Below are 17,867 nucleotides of genomic sequence, written 5' to 3'. Positions count from 1 at the left end.
GCCCAGCACAAAAAAACCCCGCAGCCTTGGCGGGGTTTTTTCTCATCAGAAGCCGTCGGATCAGGCCGCGGCTTCTTCCTCTTCGCTTTCCGGTACCTCGTGACGGATGAGGAAATCAAAGGCGCTCAATGCCGCCTTGGAACCATCACCCATTGAGATCACGATCTGCTTGTAGGGCACCGTGGTGGCATCGCCGGCGGCAAATATGCCGGGGATCGAGGTTTCACCACGCTCGTCGATCACAATCTCACCGTGCTGGCTCAGCTCGATGTCACCCTTGAGCCACTCGGTGTTCGGCACCAGGCCGATCTGCACGAAGACACCTTCCAGGGCCACATGGTGCTCTTCACCACTGCTGCGGTCCTTATAGGTCAGGCCGTTCACCTTGCCACCCTCACCGGTGATCTCGGTGGTCTGAGCGGATGTCAGGATTTCCACGTTCTTCAGGCTGCGCAGTTTCTTCTGCAGCACATCGTCCGCTTTCATGTCATCCGCGAATTCCAGCAGGGTGACGTGGCCGACGATACCCGCCAGATCGATGGCAGCCTCGACACCGGAGTTACCACCGCCAATCACCGCCACACGCTTGCCCTTGAACAGCGGGCCATCACAGTGCGGGCAGTAGGCAACGCCCTTGTTGCGGTACTCTTCCTCACCCGGCACCCCGATGTGGCGCCAGCGAGCCCCGGTGGAAAGAACCAGGCTGCGGGCCTTGAGGGAAGCGCCGTTTTCCAGGCGGATCTCATGGTAGCCGCCGGTCTGTGATGCTGGAATCAGCTTCTCGGCACGCTGCATGTTCATGATGTCCACGTCATATTCCTTGACGTGCTGCTCCATGGCGGCCACCAATTTCGGGCCTTCGGTGTAGGGTACGGAGATCAGGTTCTCGATGCCCATGGTGTCTGCCACCTGACCACCGAAACGCTCGGCGGCAATACCGGTGCGGATGCCCTTGCGCGCCGAATAGATAGCGGCAGATGCACCGGCCGGGCCGCCACCGATCACCAGCACCTCGTAGGCTTCTTTCTGGTTGATCTTCTCGGCTTCCTTCGCGCTGGCATTGGAGTCCAGCCTGGACACGATCTCTTCCAGGGTCATACGGCCCTGACCCCACGGCTCACCGTTCAGCCATACCGCCGGAACGGCCATGATTTCCTTCTGCTCGACCTCATCCTGGAACAGCGCACCGTCAATGGACGTGTGACGGATCTTCGGGTTGATGATACTCAGCAAGTTAAGCGCCTGCACCACGTCCGGACAGTTCTGGCAGGACAGGGAGAAGAAGGTCTCGAATTCCAGCTCTTCGTCCAGGGACTGGATCTGCTCAATCACTTCCTGGGACGCCTTGGACGGATGACCACCCACCTGCAACAGGGCCAGCACCAGTGAGGTGAACTCATGGCCCATGGGAATGCCGGCGAAGCGCACGCCAATGTCGGAGTTGACCCGGTTAATGGCGAACGACGGACGACGAACGCTTTGATCGTCCTCGGTGCGCAGGGCTATCTTGTCGGACAGCGGCTCGATTTCTTCCAGAAGCTCTTTCAGCTCCCCGGATTTTTTGCTGTCGTTATAGGCGGCTACCAGCTCGATAGGCTCCCTGACGTTTTCCAGGTAAGCCTTGAGCTGATCCCTGAGATTGGCATCCAACATATTCTGTTTCCTCTCTGGACAAGATGTATGGACTGAAACCGAAACCGGTCAGTCAATCTGATTATCAGGATATGGATTACGATAAGGCCTCAAGCCAAAAAGCTCAAATTAATTGACCTTAAACGATTAATAGGCGTTTGCTATGAATACACCCGGTCAGCCATCCTGGCACCTGCCAGATACGACAAACCCCGGCGAGGCCGGGGTCTGAAGAAAGCATGAGGCCTGCCGGGGCAGGCTCTCAATCGTCCTGGGTACTGGTTCAGATCTTGCCAACCAGGTCCAGGGACGGAGACAGGGTCTCTTCGCCTTCTTTCCACTTCGCCGGGCATACTTCACCCGGGTGCTTGCGAACGTACTGCGCAGCTTTGACCTTGCGCATCAGGTCGTCAGCATCACGGCCGATGCCTTCGGCAGTGATTTCCATGGCCTGAATAACGCCATCCGGGTCCACCAGGAAGGTGGCACGGTCTGCCAGGCCCTGGCCTTCACGCATCACACCGAAGTTGTTGGTGATGGTGCCGGTCTGGTCGCCTACCATGTAGTACTGGATCTTGCCGATGGTCTCGGAACTGTCGTGCCACGCCTTATGGGTGAAGTGGGTGTCGGTGGACACTGAGAATACTTCAACGCCCAGCTTCTGCAGCTCGTCGTACTTGTCGGCAACGTCGCCCAGCTCGGTCGGGCAGACGAAGGTGAAGTCGGCCGGATAGAAGAAGAAAACGGCCCACTTGCCTTTTACGTCTGCGTCGGAAACTTCAACGAATTCGCCTTGTTTGAAAGCGGTTGCGTTGAACGGTTTGATCTCGGTGTTGACCAGAGTCGTCATTGATTTAATCTCCTTCAAGTTGATTGAGGTGACCAAGATAAACTCTCTATCTTTATTCCTCAAATTGATTAACTTTAATTGGCTCATAGGTACCGCCTATAAACCACAGCCACCGGGTGTCATGTCCATGGCTCCCGGTACGAGATAAGCGTTTACTGCCCGTCCAAAATGGGGTGAGCCCCCGCTGATTTCAATGCGACGGGATTACCAGGCTGTCAGGTATCCTCGCCTGCCATCTGTTCCCGGTTTCACTGTCGTCTCCATATTCGCTAACCTGTATGACCGTTCTGAGTCACCCCCGGGAGCTGTCTGACCATGTATGAATTCCCCATCAACTACGTCGAACCTGTGTTTCGCCCGCCCAGCGAGGCCAACTCACTGATTTTGCCGGTGACCAACGGCTGTTCCTGGAACAAGTGCACCTTCTGCGAGATGTACACCGACCCCCAGAAGAAATTCCGCGCCCGGGATGAAGACGAGGTGCTGGAGGAAATCCGCAAGTGCGGAGAGCGCCTGATCGTCCAGCGGGTCTTCCTTGCCGATGGTGATGCAATGATCCTGCCTACCAAGCGTCTGCTGCGGATTCTGGAGGCCATCCGCGAACATCTGCCGGATGTTCATCGGGTTACCTCCTACTGCCTGCCCCGCAACCTGAAGCGTAAATCGGTGGCGGAACTGAAGGAATTGCACGATGCCGGGCTGCACATGCTCTATATTGGTGCCGAATCCGGTGACGATGAGGTGCTGCGGCGGGTCAACAAGGGCGAAACCTACGAGTCCACCAGGGACGCCCTGCTCAAAATCGGCGAGGCCGGTATCAAGCGCTCGGTAATGGTTCTCAACGGCCTGGGCGGCAAAAGCCTGAGTGAACAGCACGCCGTCAACTCGGCGAAGCTGATGAACGACACTCAGCCGGAATTCCTCTCCACCCTGGTGGTCAGCTTTCCCCAGGGCATGGAACGCTACAAGGAGCAGTTCCCGGACTTCGAACCCCTGGACCAGCATGAGCTGTTCCTGGAGGCGCAAAAGCTGCTGGAGAACCTGGAGCTGGACCACACCATCTTCCGCAGCGACCATGCCTCCAACTACCTGGTTCTCAAGGGCACCCTGGGGCGGGACAAGGAACGCATGCTGGAGCAGGTGCGTACCGCTATCAGCACGCCGGAACGCGCCCGCCTGCGGCCGGAATGGGTGCGGGGGTTGTGAAGCCGGCCCCGCCATTGGCCGTGGCTGAAACCCACGGCTGAGCCCTTCCTGCAGCCTTTCCCCGCCCTCACCTGCTCACTTGTTGCCCACAAACCTTGCAAGACCGTCGTGCGTTCGGTAGCCTTTATTTTAATTGAACGTTCAATTAATAAAGGTTGCCGAGGAAAGCAATGCCGATTGTTGGGGTGAAAGACACAAGAAAACAGCAACTTATCGAGGCGACCATGGCGTCCATCGCCGAGCTTGGCATGCAGAACACCACGATTGTCAGCATCAGCAAACGGGCAGGCATGTCCTCGGGCATTATCAGCCACTACTTCGGCGGCAAGCAGGGGCTGATCGAGGCGGCACTACGCTATCTGCTGGAACAGCTGGGCCGGGAACTGCGGGAACGCATGGCCCATACCGATGGCTCACCTGAGCAACGGCTGGCCTGCATTGTCGAGGCCAACTTCTCCGATTTCCAGCGCTCGGCACTGGCCGCCAAGACCTGGCTCAGCTTCTGGGCCCGCTCCATGCACGAGCCCGGTCTCAAGCGCCTGCAGCAGATCAACAACGCCCGGTTGTACAGCAACCTGCGCTATTCCTTTGTTCAGGTACTGCCGCCAGAACAGGCGACCGAGGCTGCGCGGCAGACGGCGGCGATGATTGATGGCTTCTGGCTGCGAAGCGCCCTGAGCCTCGACCCAACTGAAAGCTTCGAGGCCGGCGAGCGGCTGATCAAACAGTTTATCGAACAGACCCTGGCCGACGCCGGGGCTACGAATTCAACGAATTAGGGATACCGATCACCATGCCCAGCGCCATTCCTGTTTACCAGAACTATGTTCATGGCCGTTTCCTGGCCAATGCCAGTGGCGAGACCTTCCCGGTGGTCAACCCTGCCACCGGCAAGGTGATCTACGAGGTAGAGGTAGCGGACGAATCCATCCAGCGGGCGGCCATCGAAAGCGCCCGCGCCGGCTTTGCGGACTGGTCCGCCATGCCGGCGGTGGAGCGCAGCCGCATTCTGCTGCGGGCCGTGGCTCTGCTGCGGGAGCGTAACAACGACCTGGCCCGCACCGAAGTACTGGACACCGGCAAGCCCTGGCAGGAAGCGGAAGCGGTGGACGTGGTCACCGGCGCCGACACCCTCGAGTTCTTTGCCGGCCTGGTGCCTTCCATGGAGGGTAACCAGCAGGATCTGGGCGGCGACTTCTACTACACCCGCCGGGAACCCCTGGGGATCTGCGCCGGCATTGGTGCCTGGAACTACCCGATCCAGATCGCCTGCTGGAAGTCCGCGCCCGCCCTGGCCACCGGCAATGCCATGATCTTCAAGCCGTCGGAAGAAACGCCCATGGGCGCCATGCGCCTGGCTGAGATCTACACCGAGGCCGGCGTGCCGGCCGGCGTCTTTAACGTGGTCCATGGTGCTGCCGAGGTAGGCAGCTGGCTGACCCATCATCCGGACATCGCCAAGGTCTCCTTCACCGGCGAAGTGGGTACCGGCCGGAAGGTCATGGCGGCCGCAGCCACTACTCTCAAGGACGTCACCATGGAGCTGGGTGGCAAGTCACCGCTGATTATCTTCAACGACGCCGACCTGGAAAACGCCGTGTCCGCCGCCATGATGGGTAATTTCTACACCCAGGGAGAGATCTGCACCAATGGTACCCGGGTGTTTGTGCATGAGGACATCTACCCCCGCTTCATGGAGCGGCTGCTGGCGCGCACCCGTAACAACATCCTGCCCGGCGACCCCATGAACCCGGACACCAACTACGGCGCGCTGATCTCCGCCGGCCACCGGGACCTGGTGCTGGATTACATCGCCAGAGGCCAGGCGGAAGGCGCCACCCTGAGCCACGGCGGCAGGGCCTTCGAACCGGAAGACTCCAAAGGTGGCTACTTCGTGGAGCCCACCATCTTCACCGACTGCACCGACGATATGACCATTGTGAAGGAAGAGATCTTCGGACCGGTGATGTCAGTGCTGACCTTCTCCGACGAAGACGAAGTCATCACCCGCGCCAACAATGTCGATACCGGCCTGGCCGCCGGCGTGTTCACCAATGATATCCGCCGGGCCCACCGGGTGACCCACCGTATACAGGCCGGCATCTGCTGGATTAACAGCTACGGCGCCTCTCCGGCGGAAATGCCGGTCGGTGGCTACAAGCTCTCCGGCGTGGGCCGCGAGAACGGCCGCGAAACCCTGGCCCACTACACCCAGCTGAAGGCGGTGTACGTGGGAATGGAAGATCTCGACGCTCCCTTCTGAAGCCTGATTTCCAGCCCGCAGGCACGGACGCCAACCACACCGGTTTACATCGGTGCTGGTTGAGATACGCCTGCGGGACGCCGCTCAACAGCGAGTGAGGATTTGTATGAAAGAAAACCAATACGACTACATCATTGTGGGCGCGGGTTCCGCCGGCTGCGTGCTGGCCAACCGCCTCACCGAGGACAGCGATAAAAAGGTATTGCTGCTGGAAACCGGCGGCAGCGACAAGAGCATCTTCATCCAGATGCCCACCGCCCTGTCCATTCCCATGAACACCAAAAAATACGCCTGGCAGTTTGAGACCGAGCCCGAGCCCTGGCTGGATAACCGCCGCATGCACTGCCCCCGGGGCAAGGTGCTTGGCGGGTCCTCCTCCATCAATGGCATGGTCTATGTGCGGGGCCACGCCCGGGACTTCGACGAGTGGCACGCTGGCGGCGCGGACGGCTGGCACTATCGCAATGTGCTGCCGTACTTCAGGAAGTCCGAAACCTGGGCCTTCGGCGGTGACGATTACCGAGGCGACCAGGGCCCACTGGGCGTAAACAACGGCAACAATATGCAGAACCCGTTGTACTCGGCATTTGTTCGCTCCGGCGTCGACGCCGGCTACTTCGAGACTGATGACTATAACGGCGCCCGCCAGGAAGGCTTCGGGGCCATGCACATGACCGTGAAGAACGGTCGTCGCTGGTCCACCGCCAACGCCTACCTGCGCCCGGCCATGGCCCGCCCCAACCTGACCGTGGTCACCCACGCCCTGGTGCACAGGGTGCTGCTCGACGGCAAGACCGCCACCGGCGTTCGCTACGAGCAGGGCGGCAAGGTCCACGATGTGACAGCAACCGGGGAAGTCATCCTCTGCGCTGGTTCCATCGGCTCCCCGCACCTGCTGCAACTGTCCGGCATTGGCAATCGGGAAGTGCTGGAACAGGCGGGTATCGGGGTGAACCATGAACTGCCTGGCGTGGGAGAGAACCTGCAGGACCACCTGGAGTTCTATTTCCAGTTCCGCTGCAAGCAGCCGGTGTCCCTCAACCGCAGGCTGGACTGGTGGAACAAGCTCAAGATCGGCGTGCGCTGGATCCTCAAGAAGGACGGTCTGGGTGCCACCAACCACTTCGAATCCTGCGGCTTTATCCGCTCGAAAGCGGGCATCGAATGGCCGGACCTGCAGTACCACTTCCTGCCAGCGGCCATGCGCTATGATGGCAAGGAGGCCTTCGAGGGTGACGGCTTCCAGCTGCATGTCGGCCACAACAAGCCGAAAAGCCGCGGTTTTGTGCACGTGCAATCCGCCGACCCGAAACAGCCGCCAAGCATCCGCTTCAACTACCTGCAGCAAGAGGCAGACCGGGAAGGCTTCCGCGACTGTGTGCGCCTGACCCGGGAAATCATCAGTCAGCCCGCCATGGACGAGTACCGGGGTGCGGAAATCCAGCCCGGGGAACAGGTACAGAGCGACGAGGAAATCGACGCCTTTGTCCGCCAGGCGGTGGAAAGCGCCTACCATCCGTCCTGCTCCTGCAAGATGGGCACCGACGAGCTGGCGGTGGTGGACCCGGAAACACGGGTTCACGGTATCAGCAACCTCAGGGTGGTGGACTCATCCATCTTCCCGACCATTCCCAACGGCAACCTGAACGCCCCCACCATCATGGTGGCGGAACGGGCCGCCGACCTGATCCGGGGCAGGGAGCCCCTGCAATCTGCGGACGTGCCGGTCGTCATGGACGAGCAGTGGCAGGCACGCCAACGTCCCGGAAACGCCAGGCGGGCGGTCACTTAACGCCCGCAGCCCCGGTCCGGGCGAGCAACTCGCCCGGTTTATAGCAAGCCCTCAGGATTTCCCTATCAGCGCGACGGCATCCCGCCGTTTTCGGGCGCCGGATAGGAAAGTCCCGGGTTTGTGTCCGATTCGAACGAAGCATCGCTTACCAAGTAGAGGAGGAACACCCATGCTGTTCATGATAATGATGACCCACAACCGGAGGTGCAGCGCATGACACTCTGGTTATCCACAGGCCTGATTTTTACCTTCGCCGCCATTGCGTTGATCCTGTACAAATGGTGGGACATCCGGTGCATCGGCGTCACGCCGGTACACACCCTGACGTTCATTGCCATCCTGTTCACCTCGGGACTCGACGTAGGGCTTATCATGTTCCCGCTGACGGAATTCGCAGGTTACGGGGATACGGCGGCTAACCCCGAGTACGGCTTCGCCAACCCGCTGGCCATCGAATTTGGCTTCTGGGCCTTCCTGATATGGGGGTTCTACTTTCTCACCTGCTTCTATTTCGCCATTATCGAGCCCAGGGTAGGGTTCTTCGAGATTCCTGTGGTGAAGGTGATCAACAACGTGGTCATCATCGGCACCTGCGCCTTCACGGCATTTCTGCTGCTCTCGAATCTGCCCTGGTACCTGCCACAATTGGGTGATGGTGAAACCGTTGTGCCGGCATTTTATGCCATTGTGCTCGCCTCCATTGCCCTGGCGGTGTATTCCAGCTCCAAAATCAAGTACGTACGGATACTGAGCGTGGGTTCCAGCGTACTGTTTATCGCCCTGATCGTGGGCATGTGGTTCCGGGCCTTCGTGCTTGGCCAGGGCTCACCGTCAGACTTTTTCGGCACCGCCAGTATGCTGGGCGGTTACTTCACCAACCTCCAGCATTTCGTCCTGCCCATCAATGACTACCACGAGTTCTATCTTTTCTGGTGGTTCTCCTGGAGCATCATGATCGGCCAGTTCACCGCACGGTTTGTCAGCGGCATCCGGACCTGGCAGCTGCTGATTGCCATGCTGGCGATACCATCTATTGCCATTGGCGTCTGGTTCAGTGTGCTCTACTACTACCATGCTGAAGGTCTGCAGGTGGCGGCATTTACCAACATCGCGATGATATCGGTGGGTGTGCTGATGGTAGTGAACTCGCTGGATTCACTGATTCGACTGTACACGGACAACCTGAACCTGACCGCTCAGCGGCTTGGCCGGATCAACTATGTGATTTTCAACCTTGTTGCTCTGGTGGGCCTGACCATGCTCTTCCAGCTCGACTTCCTGCGCATCCAGTGGGTAGGAGCCCTGGTCATCGCCCTGTACTTCGGCTGCTTTGCCTACATTCTGCTGAGAAGGCGCAGTGAGGTCGCCGCCATCGACAGCTCTCCTGAGGGAAATGTCCTGGATTTCCACAAGGTCGAAATGGCGGACTGATTCCCGGCCCCCGCTACCGCGGGGTGCCCGACGAGACAAACCCGGGGCCCGCCCCGGGTTTTTTCTGTCTGCGGATCCAGTGCTTTCCCCAGTCAGTTTTCCTGAAAGGAATCACTAATAAAAAATCAGCCGCACCAGGATCGCCACTACCATGGCCAGGGTCAGCCACTTGATCCATTGGGCGCCCCTGGCACTCAGGTTGACCCGCACCGCCATCATGGCACCGGCCATGTTGCCCAGAGCTAGTATCACGCCCGTGGCCCACAACACCTGCCCCTTGAGGGCGAAAATGGCCAGCGCCGGCAGAGTGTAGACCAGGATGATGAACACCTTGATCACGTTCACCTGGGGCAGATCGATTTTCAGCATACGGTAGAGCACCACGATGAACAGGGCGCCTACCCCCACCTGGATAAACCCACCGTACAACCCGATCAGGAACAACGCGCAGTATTCCACGACGCCCAGCCGGTCCGGTGTCAGTGGCCGCGTGTCCAGCCCCGGCTGGGGCAAAAGCATGAATACCGAGGAGCCGATCATGGCGGCGATCAGCACTCCCTCGAAGATGGCCTGGGGAATCCAGGTGGCGGTCCAGGCACCCAGCAGGGAACCGGCCACGGCGGGAATGGCCAGACGAATACTCACCGCCAGGTTGCTGTGCCCGGCGCGGAAAAAACTGCCCACGGCGGTCACGCTCTGCAGGGTGATGGCCACCCGGTTGGTGCCGTTGGCCACCTGTGCCGGCAGGCCCAGGAACATCAGCATGGGCAGCGTCAGCATGGAGCCGCCTGCGGAAAGCACGTTGATGAAACCGGCCAGGCCGCCAATGGCCACCAGGGCCGCCATTTCCAACATCGTCATAGTCGCTGCTCCCCTCCTCCATGCAGGTAGGTACCACGAGCTCGGGTACCTCCGGTGCTATCAGAAGCCGTGCCCGAGCCGACAAAGAAGCGCGTGATCGCCCTTCATGGGATATAAAGACTATCATGTGATATCCCGACACCAACGAAACGCAACCAGGAAACCTTCATGTGGAGTAGCCTCAAGGACCAGCTTTCAGGCAACTTGCGCGATACCGCCAATGCGCTTGGTATCACCGAAATGGACTGGCAGCATGCGCTGGTGTGGGTGTCAGGCCAGCTATTGGTCACACTGATACTGGTCGCTATTGCCTCACTGATCTACGTACTGCTCAGCCTGGTCCTGAAAGCCACGCTGGGTCGGCAGCAACGGTTGAACAACCTCTACCTGTCAGTAAGAACGTCGCTTCAGTACCTTGTCGCGCTTGCCATAATGGTCGCCGTTGTCGCCCAGTATGGCGGTGATGCCGTCCTCCTGAAGAGCATCGCCCGGGGCGGCCTCATGGCATTGGGCTTCTACGTGGGCTGGGTATTGGTGGCCCGGACCATTGTGGGGGCCCTTGACCGGCATCGTATTGACCCATCCCTGGAACAGCTGCTCAAGAACTCCGTCTCGGTGTTATTTCTGGTACTGGGCGCCGTCACTGTGATGGCACAGTTCGGCTTCGATGTATGGTCCATCATTGCCGGCCTTGGCATTGTCGGCATCGCCGTAGGCTTTGCCGCCCAGTCCACGCTGTCGAACTTTATCGCTGGCGTGACCCTGCTGATCGAGCGGCCCTTCCGCATCGGCGACTGGGTGCGCATCAACGACCAGGAAGGCAAGGTGCAGAAGATCGCCTTCCGCACCACCTGGCTGCGGACCCGGGACAACATCTTCACCATGATCCCCAACGACAACGGAGCGGCCGCCAACGAGACCTGATTTCCTGCGCCCTACGCCGGCGCAGCCACGCCTGGGCCGGATGTGCGGCGCGCGCTCCACACCAGCAAGGCGACAAAGATTACCAGCCCCGCCAGATCAATCAGGATCATGCCGTGGGGCCATAACATCAAGGCGCCGACAGGGAACATCAGCACACGAAGCCACCACTTCAGCGGGTGTTCCAGATAGCCTTCCAGGCCCGCAATAATGGCGTAGAGGCCGAACAGGGCAAAGGTGAACACCTTGAGCATCTCCAGCGGTGTGCCCGAAATCAGCGGGGAATAGGCAAACAGCAGCGGCACGATGTACAGACCCTTGGCGATTTTCCACGCCGTCAGCCCGGTGCGCATGGCCGGGGTGCCGGCAATGGCGGCCGCGGCAAAGGCGGTCAGGCAGACCGGCGGAGTCACGTTAGAGTCCTGGGACAGCCAGAAGATGATCATGTGGGCGGCCACCAGCGCCATGGTAATGGCGTGGGGCGACAACGCCTGCTCCAGCAGCTGCCCGCTGAAGTTCGCCGGCACCTCCGCCAGCATGGCAACGGCCTGCGCCCTTTCCATGGGCGCGCTGAGCAGTTCCGCCGCCTCGGGGGAGGCCAGCATGAACACCGCCCGGGCCTGCTCCGGCAGGTTGCCGCTGGCCATCAGGTCAATCAGCTGGCTCTGGGCAATCAACTGGTAGATGGCCGGGGCCGACAGGGTCGCCAGCACGATATACGCCGCCGTCACCGGCAGCCCCATGCCCAGGATCAGCGAGGCCAGCGCCACCAGCACGATGGTTATCAGCAGACTGCCACCGGCCCATTCGGTGATCATCAGCGAGAAAGTGTTACCGATACCGGTGGTGGAAATCACCATCACGATCAGCCCCACCGTGATCAGCAGGATCGCCGTGGTCATGATGTTGCGGGTACCCTGGGCCAGGGCCTCGAGGATATCGGTGAGGGTCATCGGCTTGCGGGCAATCCAGGACGCCACCACCACGGAGACAATCGCAATACCCGCCGCATAGGTGGGCGTGAAGCCGTAAATCAGTGACGCCACCAGCACCACCAGGGGCAGCAGGTAATGCCAGCCACCCTTGAGCACCTGGCCAAACGTCTCTGCGTCCTCGTCCTCCAACTTCACCGCATGACTGCGCTTGGCCTCGATGCGAACGAACATGGCCACGGACAGGAAGTACAGCAACGCCGGCAGCGCCGCGACGCCGATGATGGTGAGGTAGGACACCTGGGTGTAGGAGGCCATGATAAACGCCCCGGCCCCCATCACCGGCGGCATCAGCTGGCCACCGGTGGACGCGGCAGCCTCGACACCCGCGGCAAAACGGGCCGGAAACCCGGCCTTGCGCATCAGCGGGATGGTAATGACGCCGGTGGACACGGTATTGGCAACGCTGGAGCCGGATACTGAGCCCATCAGCCCGGAGGAGAACACCGCCACGAACCCGGGCCCGCCGATGAAACGACCGGCGGCACAACGAGCCAGATCGATGATGAAATCCCCCGCCCCCGACTTAACCAGGAAGGCGCCGAACAGGATGAACATGAATACGTAGGTCCAGGAAATGCGGGCAATGGAACCCAGCATGCCCTGCCCCCCGATAAAGGATCGGAAGAGCACCGTCTCCCAGGTCAGTCCCGGAAAGTTGAACATCCCCTCGACATATTGTCCCCACCAGGCCACATAGGTGAGCGCGACAATGCACAGGCAGGGAATGAACCAGCCGGTGGTGCGGCGGGCGAACTCCAGTACCAGAACCACGGCGGTGACCGACACCACCCAGTCCGCGGTGGAGAAGGTGACGCCCCGATCATAGAGCGCATCCTCGAACCCCATGAGGTATAGCGCGCATCCCAAAGCAGCCAGCCCCAGCACCAGGTCCAGCCAGAACACCGCTCTTTGCACCCCGGGCCGCTCGCTGCGGATCAGGGGCATGGCCAGGGCACAGAGCAGGCCGAACAGGCCAAAGTGCAGAGCCGAGGTCCATAGCGTTGACAGGGTCGAGAAGGTGTTGAACCAGAGGTGGACCAGGGCAATGCCAATCGCCAGCACGAAGATCACCCGGCCAATGACCGGGTGATCCAGGCGCTCGGCTGCCTCCCTGGGGCTTTCCTCGCGGATCTTGTCCAGCCGGGCCTCCGACCCGGCGTTATCACTGCGCGGTTCCGTCACTTACGGCTTCCTTTCATGCCGGCAGGTTTGCTGTCACATTCACCGATTTACTGAGCTTTCAGGCGATCCGGTATGTCGATGCCCTGCTCCTCATAAAAACGCTGGGCGCCCGGGTGCAGGGGCATGGGCAGACCCACGATGGCCTTTTCCAGGGCCATGGCTTTGGTCGCCGCGTGGATATTGTTCAGGAACGGCAGGTTCTCGTAGATAGTCTTTGTAATCTGATAGACATCTTCCTCGGAGACGTCTTCCCGCACCGCCAGAATGTTCGGCTGGGCGATAGTGTTGATTACTTCGTCCTGGTTCGGGTAGGTGTCGGCAGGGATCTCGTAAGCGGACCACAGGTCGAAGTTACTGTTCACTTCGGCCAGCTGTTCCTCAGTGAAATTGAGGGTGACAATCTCGTCGCCCATATTGGCGTAGGCCCGGGTAACCGCTGACGCCGGCACGCCGGCGGGAATGTTCATGCCGTTGATGGTCCCATTCTGCAAGGCCTCAGCACTGGGACCATAGCCCATGTAGGCCATGTCCAACTTATCCAGGTTGATGCCGACATTACCGAGGATGAACCGGCCCGAGCCCTCGGTGCCGGAATTACGGGCGCCAATGGAGAAGCTCTCCCCGTAGAGGTTTTCCATATCGGAAATGGTGCCGGAATCGGCCATCTCACTGCGGATCACGAAGTGCTCCACGTTCTGCCACAGCATGGAGACTGACCGCATGTTCTTGTAGGCCTTGGGCACCGGGCCGCTGCCATCCCACGCCCAGGCGCCATAGAGCCCCTGGAGGATGCCGAACTGGGCCTGGTCCTCGTCCATCAGCTTGAGGTTCTCGCCGGACCCGGCGGAGCTGATGGCGGACAGGGAGATGTTTTCGGTTGGTTCCAGTTTGACCTTGATCAGCGTGGAGATGGCCACGCCCACCGGGTAATAGGTACCACCAGTGGTGGCGGTGCCCATGATGTACTGGCCTTCGGCCTGTGCAGAGAGCGAAATGCCAAGAGATGAGGAAACAAGCAGGCTGGTGGCGAACTTCAGGAGAGAGCGCTTTCGCATGGGAACATCCTTATTGCTGGTCTGAGCGATTTTACGGGTGTTGTTATCCAGATAAATCTAGACCAGACAGGTTCGGACTTCCATTTCGGGATCTTAGACTTTAGGCGGGTATCAATGAATTATTTAATAAGGAAAGAGAAGAAAGAGGCTGAAAGCGCCCCGAGGGGCGCTTCGGCAGATCAGTTGGTGATGTTGTACCAGGCTGAAGACGTAGCCTGCTTGGTGTTTTCCCAGGCGCTCTCACTGACTTCCTTGGTATTCTCCCAGGCCTGGGCCAGGGCTTCACTGGTCTCGTTCCACCAGCTTTCGTCGTATTCCGGTAGCTCTTTGATCTCTTCCTGGGTTGCTTCCAGGTGGACTTCGTACTCCCGGTCATCGAAATCGTCGTCATCGTTCTCCCGGAGTACCCTAAAAGTGCCTCGCTCCGCGACGATTTCAGTACCACCCAGGCCCAGCACCTCACCGGTCTCGATCACCAGTGAGTGTACCGACATACCGTCATCCATGAGGATGTCCTCTACCTCACCGATTTCCTCACCGGTGCTGTCGTGGACATCCGAATCCAGCAGATCGTCTGCCGAATAAAGACCCTGTGTAGCAGCGTGAGCCGACATGGCGAATGCCATGGAACCGGTCACCAGGGAAATACCCATTGCTCGAACCAAACGTGTGCGCATCATAGTGAACTCCTGCATTTCTGAATTCCTTTCGAGTGCCCCGTCGCCTGTGGCACCGGGACGCTTGTCCGTGATGTGACAGCGATCACGTTATTAATAAAACTAACAGGGCTCAGGCAGGTCACCAAGTGACGGTATGGCAATGGGCAGGCGGGAAAATTGTCGGGGCGACAGCCCCGGGCGCGGGGCATAGCTTCGTACCAAAGAAGATCTTCGCCCGTCAGGCTCGCAATCTGAGACGACCACCTTGTCGTCGCGCGCGCCCGCCGAGCCAAAGCAGCACCGGCACCAGGGCACGCAACAGGGCTGCCAGCGGGATCAGCAGCCAGCGGGCGAGCACCAGCAACGGTAGCAGGATCAACGTCCAGCCTGCCCATTGCATGAGCCAGCCCGGCACCCCCACCAGATCAGCCATTTCCGCCAGTACATCACTGATCACCGCCGGGTGACGAACCACCAGATAACCGACCCCGATGACCGCCGGCCATCTCGCGTAACGGGCACTGCGGAGCACCAGGCGGCCGGCACCGGTGACACGAGCCGCCAGGGCCGCGGATCGGGTCGATATACCCGCCCCCCGGGTAGTCGTCGCCACCGCTCGCCCCGCCCGCAGCACTTTCACCGCACTGGCAAACACCAGCACATCCACCGAGGCCCAGCCGATATCCGACAGGCGGATTTCCTCACCCGTGCGCTGCCGGGTTTCCAGGCGCCGGATACCACTGGTGAAAAAGTCGGTCACCCCCTCCGTGATGCGTTCGGTCTGGATCCAGTGCACGGTACCATCCTCGCCCACCTCGAACTGGCCCAGAAAGCCATGCCCCTCGGTGTCAATGAAGTTCACGGCGTACCAGCCCCGCTGTTCGGGGGTAAGCGGGCCGGAGTCGACGCCGGCCTCGTCCGAGGCGGTGGACTGGCTGGCTTCATCGTCGCTGTCACCCTGTAAACCCTGCATATAGTCCCGCACCTGGTCATAGTGACGGGCCAGAGTATTCATGGACTCGATGGTGCCCACCGGATTCTGCAGGAAGTAGTCGATCGCCGGCAGCACCGACTCGCCGTAACGACGCAGAATATCCTGAAACTCCGGCTCCGGAGCAAAGAGGGGAAACACACGGGCAGCCATGTCCGGATACCGGAGTACTGCTGCCCGGGCCTTGAGAGATACCAGCGGATCCTCCGACAGGTCCAGCAGCGCCGCCTGGAGTTCCAGGTTCAGCTCCCCGACATCCTCCACGTCCGGGAATGCTTCTTCTGCCTGTACGCGAATCAGCCGGTGCTCCAGGGGTTGCGGGTCATGGATGCCGGCCGTGATCGCCGCCAGCAACATGGCCAGTACGAGCAGGATGGCTGCGGTTTTCAACAGGGAACCTCGCTCATAAAGTCAGAGTGGAGAACAGTGTTCTTCAGCTTATAGCACTCGCCCGCGGTTCTCCTACGGATACTGCCCGAAAACCGTCAGGCGTCACCCGGGGTGCGTCAGTCATGTGGAAGCCGTTCACGCAGTCCACACGGGAATGGTCCGTGTCATTTCAGGACTTCGTGGCATCCGGCAAATGGGGCGCCAGGATCTCGTAGAGCGCCGGGCGGTTGTCGCGGATTTCCTCCGGAGTCAGCCCTTCCATGGAATGGGGGTACTTCAGCCAGGCGTCGGTTTCATGAAGGTAGAAATCCGGTGCCCAGCCCACTTCGTTGCGGCCCGGCTTGTAGTAGGGCACCGCCACGCGGATGTCGTGGGGGGTGTTGAGCCGGGCACGCTGTTTCAGCTCGTCGATGATGGCCTGCACCGAACGTCCGGTGTCGAACACATCATCCACAATCAGCAACGCGTCTTCCCGGGTCACGTGCTTGACCAGGTAATTGAGCCCGTGAACGCGAACCTCCTTGCTCTGCCGGTCAATACCCTCGTAGGAAGAGGTGCGGATGGCAATGTGGTCCGTGTGCAGGCCGTGGTAATCCAGGAATTCCTGCACGGCGATGCCAACGGGGGCGCCGCCGCGCCAAACGGCGATCATGAAGGTAGGCCGGAACCCGGAATTCATGATGCGGACACCCAACTCGAAGGCATCTTCCAGCAGGCCCTGGGCAGTGAGGTATTGTTTCGCGGCCATGACTCTCTTACTGTTTGTGGATTGGTACCATATTCCCACCATCGCCGGCCAGCTTCAAACCGCAGGCGCCGAATGACAGGCAGACCATGATGACGACCACCTCCGTCCCCACCGACAACCGTCGCCAGCGCCGCTTTCTGGAGGAAGAATCCCTGATCGAAGACGCCTTCCGCCTTGGCGTGCAGGTCTACGAGAGCGGTTTCCGGCCCAACTTCATTGTCGGGCTCTGGCGGGGCGGCAGCACCATTGGCATCTACGTGCAGGAATGCCTGCAGACCCTGGGGGTGGCCACCGACCACATCGCCCTGCGGACCTCCTACCGGGGTATGCAGGCCTATGACGAGATGGTCGCCTCGCCGGAACGGAATATCCGGGTTCATGGCACCCACTACCTGCTGGATAACCTCAACCATGATGACCGGCTACTGATAGTGGACGATGTCTTCAGCACCGGCTATAGCGTTGCGGCGGTTCTTGACCGGCTCAACCGCCAGCTCAAACGCAACATGCCCGCGGATACCCGCATCGCCACGCTCTATCAGCGCCCCGACGCCGGCAAGACCGGTGTATCGCCGGACTACTGCCTGCACCAGACCGGTGAGTGGCTGGTGTTTCCCTATGAGATCAATGGTCTGACGCGGGCGGAGATCGACGAGCACAAACCCTATCTGGGTCCGCTTCTCGATCAGGTAAAGTCGTAGTGCGAGAAAGCCCCAGGAATGCCTGCAATCGCAAAGCCGGAAAGAAAAGGTTGCGCCACTGTCGCTACTCAGGTTAGATTTTAGCCATATCGTCAATTCAGTCAGCGAATGTATACGCAATGAACCTGAACGCCGTTGTTGTCATCGTAAAGCTGGTCCTGGTGGTCGTGGTGCCGCCCGGGGGCTTTTG

General features: G+C 60.1%; 15 protein-coding genes. 7 read left to right on the top strand and 8 right to left on the bottom strand.

Going from position 1 to position 17,867, the window contains the following annotated elements; genetic code table 11:
- Positions 1-60 precede the first annotated feature (60 nt).
- Entirely contained in the window at positions 61-1,653 is a 1,593-nt protein-coding gene (gene ahpF / locus IE079_RS03200) for an alkyl hydroperoxide reductase subunit F (protein ID WP_189572650.1), read from the bottom strand.
- A gap of 262 nt (positions 1,654-1,915) precedes the next feature.
- Positions 1,916-2,482 carry an alkyl hydroperoxide reductase subunit C gene (ahpC, locus tag IE079_RS03195; protein WP_189572647.1) on the bottom strand — a complete coding sequence of 189 codons (567 nt, stop codon included), beginning with the start codon at positions 2,480-2,482 and terminating at the stop codon, positions 1,916-1,918.
- 309 nt (positions 2,483-2,791) lie between these two features.
- On the opposite strand from ahpC, the gene IE079_RS03190 reads away from it, so the two are divergent.
- The 5 genes from IE079_RS03190 (at position 2,792) to IE079_RS03170 (ending at position 9,174) form a co-directional block, all read left to right on the top strand.
- Entirely contained in the window at positions 2,792-3,688 is an 897-nt protein-coding gene (locus IE079_RS03190) for a radical SAM protein (RefSeq protein WP_189572993.1), read from the top strand.
- A gap of 170 nt (positions 3,689-3,858) precedes the next feature.
- Complete coding sequence (gene betI, locus IE079_RS03185; RefSeq protein ID WP_189572644.1) at positions 3,859-4,467, top strand: transcriptional regulator BetI; 609 nt, start codon at positions 3,859-3,861, stop codon at positions 4,465-4,467.
- A 14-nt stretch (positions 4,468-4,481) separates the two neighbouring features.
- Positions 4,482-5,951 (top strand): betaine-aldehyde dehydrogenase, encoded by a 1,470-nt coding sequence (betB, locus tag IE079_RS03180; RefSeq protein ID WP_189572641.1) that lies wholly within the window; start codon positions 4,482-4,484, stop codon positions 5,949-5,951.
- A 106-nt stretch (positions 5,952-6,057) separates the two neighbouring features.
- Entirely contained in the window at positions 6,058-7,743 is a 1,686-nt protein-coding gene (gene betA / locus IE079_RS03175; protein ID WP_189572638.1) for a choline dehydrogenase, read from the top strand.
- Positions 7,744-7,956: 213 nt separating this feature from the next.
- Complete coding sequence (locus IE079_RS03170; protein ID WP_189572635.1) at positions 7,957-9,174, top strand: BCCT family transporter; 1,218 nt, start codon at positions 7,957-7,959, stop codon at positions 9,172-9,174.
- Positions 9,175-9,288: 114 nt separating this feature from the next.
- Here IE079_RS03170 and IE079_RS03165 read toward each other — a convergent pair whose 3' ends face one another.
- Entirely contained in the window at positions 9,289-10,035 is a 747-nt protein-coding gene (locus tag IE079_RS03165; protein ID WP_189572631.1) for a sulfite exporter TauE/SafE family protein, read from the bottom strand.
- 168 nt (positions 10,036-10,203) lie between these two features.
- Here IE079_RS03165 and IE079_RS03160 point away from each other — a divergent pair, with 168 nt between their 5' ends.
- The gene (locus IE079_RS03160) at positions 10,204-10,959 is read left to right on the top strand and encodes a mechanosensitive ion channel family protein (RefSeq protein ID WP_189572628.1); all 756 of its coding nucleotides are present in this window, start codon (positions 10,204-10,206) and stop codon (positions 10,957-10,959) included.
- Between the two features lie 11 nt (positions 10,960-10,970).
- Here the strand turns inward: IE079_RS03160 and IE079_RS03155 are convergent, their stop codons facing one another.
- The 5 genes from IE079_RS03155 to IE079_RS03135 all read right to left on the bottom strand — a co-directional run bounded on the left by IE079_RS03155 (position 10,971) and on the right by IE079_RS03135 (position 16,976).
- Positions 10,971-13,133, bottom strand: coding sequence for a TRAP transporter permease (locus tag IE079_RS03155; protein WP_227712276.1), 2,163 nt, complete (start codon positions 13,131-13,133; stop codon positions 10,971-10,973).
- A gap of 47 nt (positions 13,134-13,180) precedes the next feature.
- The gene (locus IE079_RS03150) at positions 13,181-14,188 is read right to left on the bottom strand and encodes a TAXI family TRAP transporter solute-binding subunit (RefSeq protein WP_189572625.1); all 1,008 of its coding nucleotides are present in this window, start codon (positions 14,186-14,188) and stop codon (positions 13,181-13,183) included.
- A gap of 179 nt (positions 14,189-14,367) precedes the next feature.
- On the bottom strand, positions 14,368-14,868 hold the full coding sequence (locus tag IE079_RS03145; protein ID WP_189572622.1) for a PRC-barrel domain-containing protein: 501 nt from the start codon (positions 14,866-14,868) through the stop codon (positions 14,368-14,370).
- A gap of 217 nt (positions 14,869-15,085) precedes the next feature.
- Positions 15,086-16,228 (bottom strand): hypothetical protein, encoded by a 1,143-nt coding sequence (locus IE079_RS03140; protein ID WP_227712275.1) that lies wholly within the window; start codon positions 16,226-16,228, stop codon positions 15,086-15,088.
- A gap of 169 nt (positions 16,229-16,397) precedes the next feature.
- Positions 16,398-16,976, bottom strand: coding sequence for a phosphoribosyltransferase (locus IE079_RS03135; RefSeq protein ID WP_189572619.1), 579 nt, complete (start codon positions 16,974-16,976; stop codon positions 16,398-16,400).
- 86 nt (positions 16,977-17,062) lie between these two features.
- Between IE079_RS03135 and IE079_RS03130 the strand changes: the two genes are divergently transcribed.
- Complete coding sequence (locus IE079_RS03130) at positions 17,063-17,677, top strand: phosphoribosyltransferase (RefSeq protein WP_227712274.1); 615 nt, start codon at positions 17,063-17,065, stop codon at positions 17,675-17,677.
- Positions 17,678-17,867: the final 190 nt, after the last annotated feature.

Source organism: Marinobacter zhanjiangensis, assembly GCF_014651935.1.
GTDB lineage: Bacteria > Pseudomonadota > Gammaproteobacteria > Pseudomonadales > Oleiphilaceae > Marinobacter > Marinobacter zhanjiangensis.
This window is presented reverse-complemented; position numbering and strand designations above follow the sequence as displayed.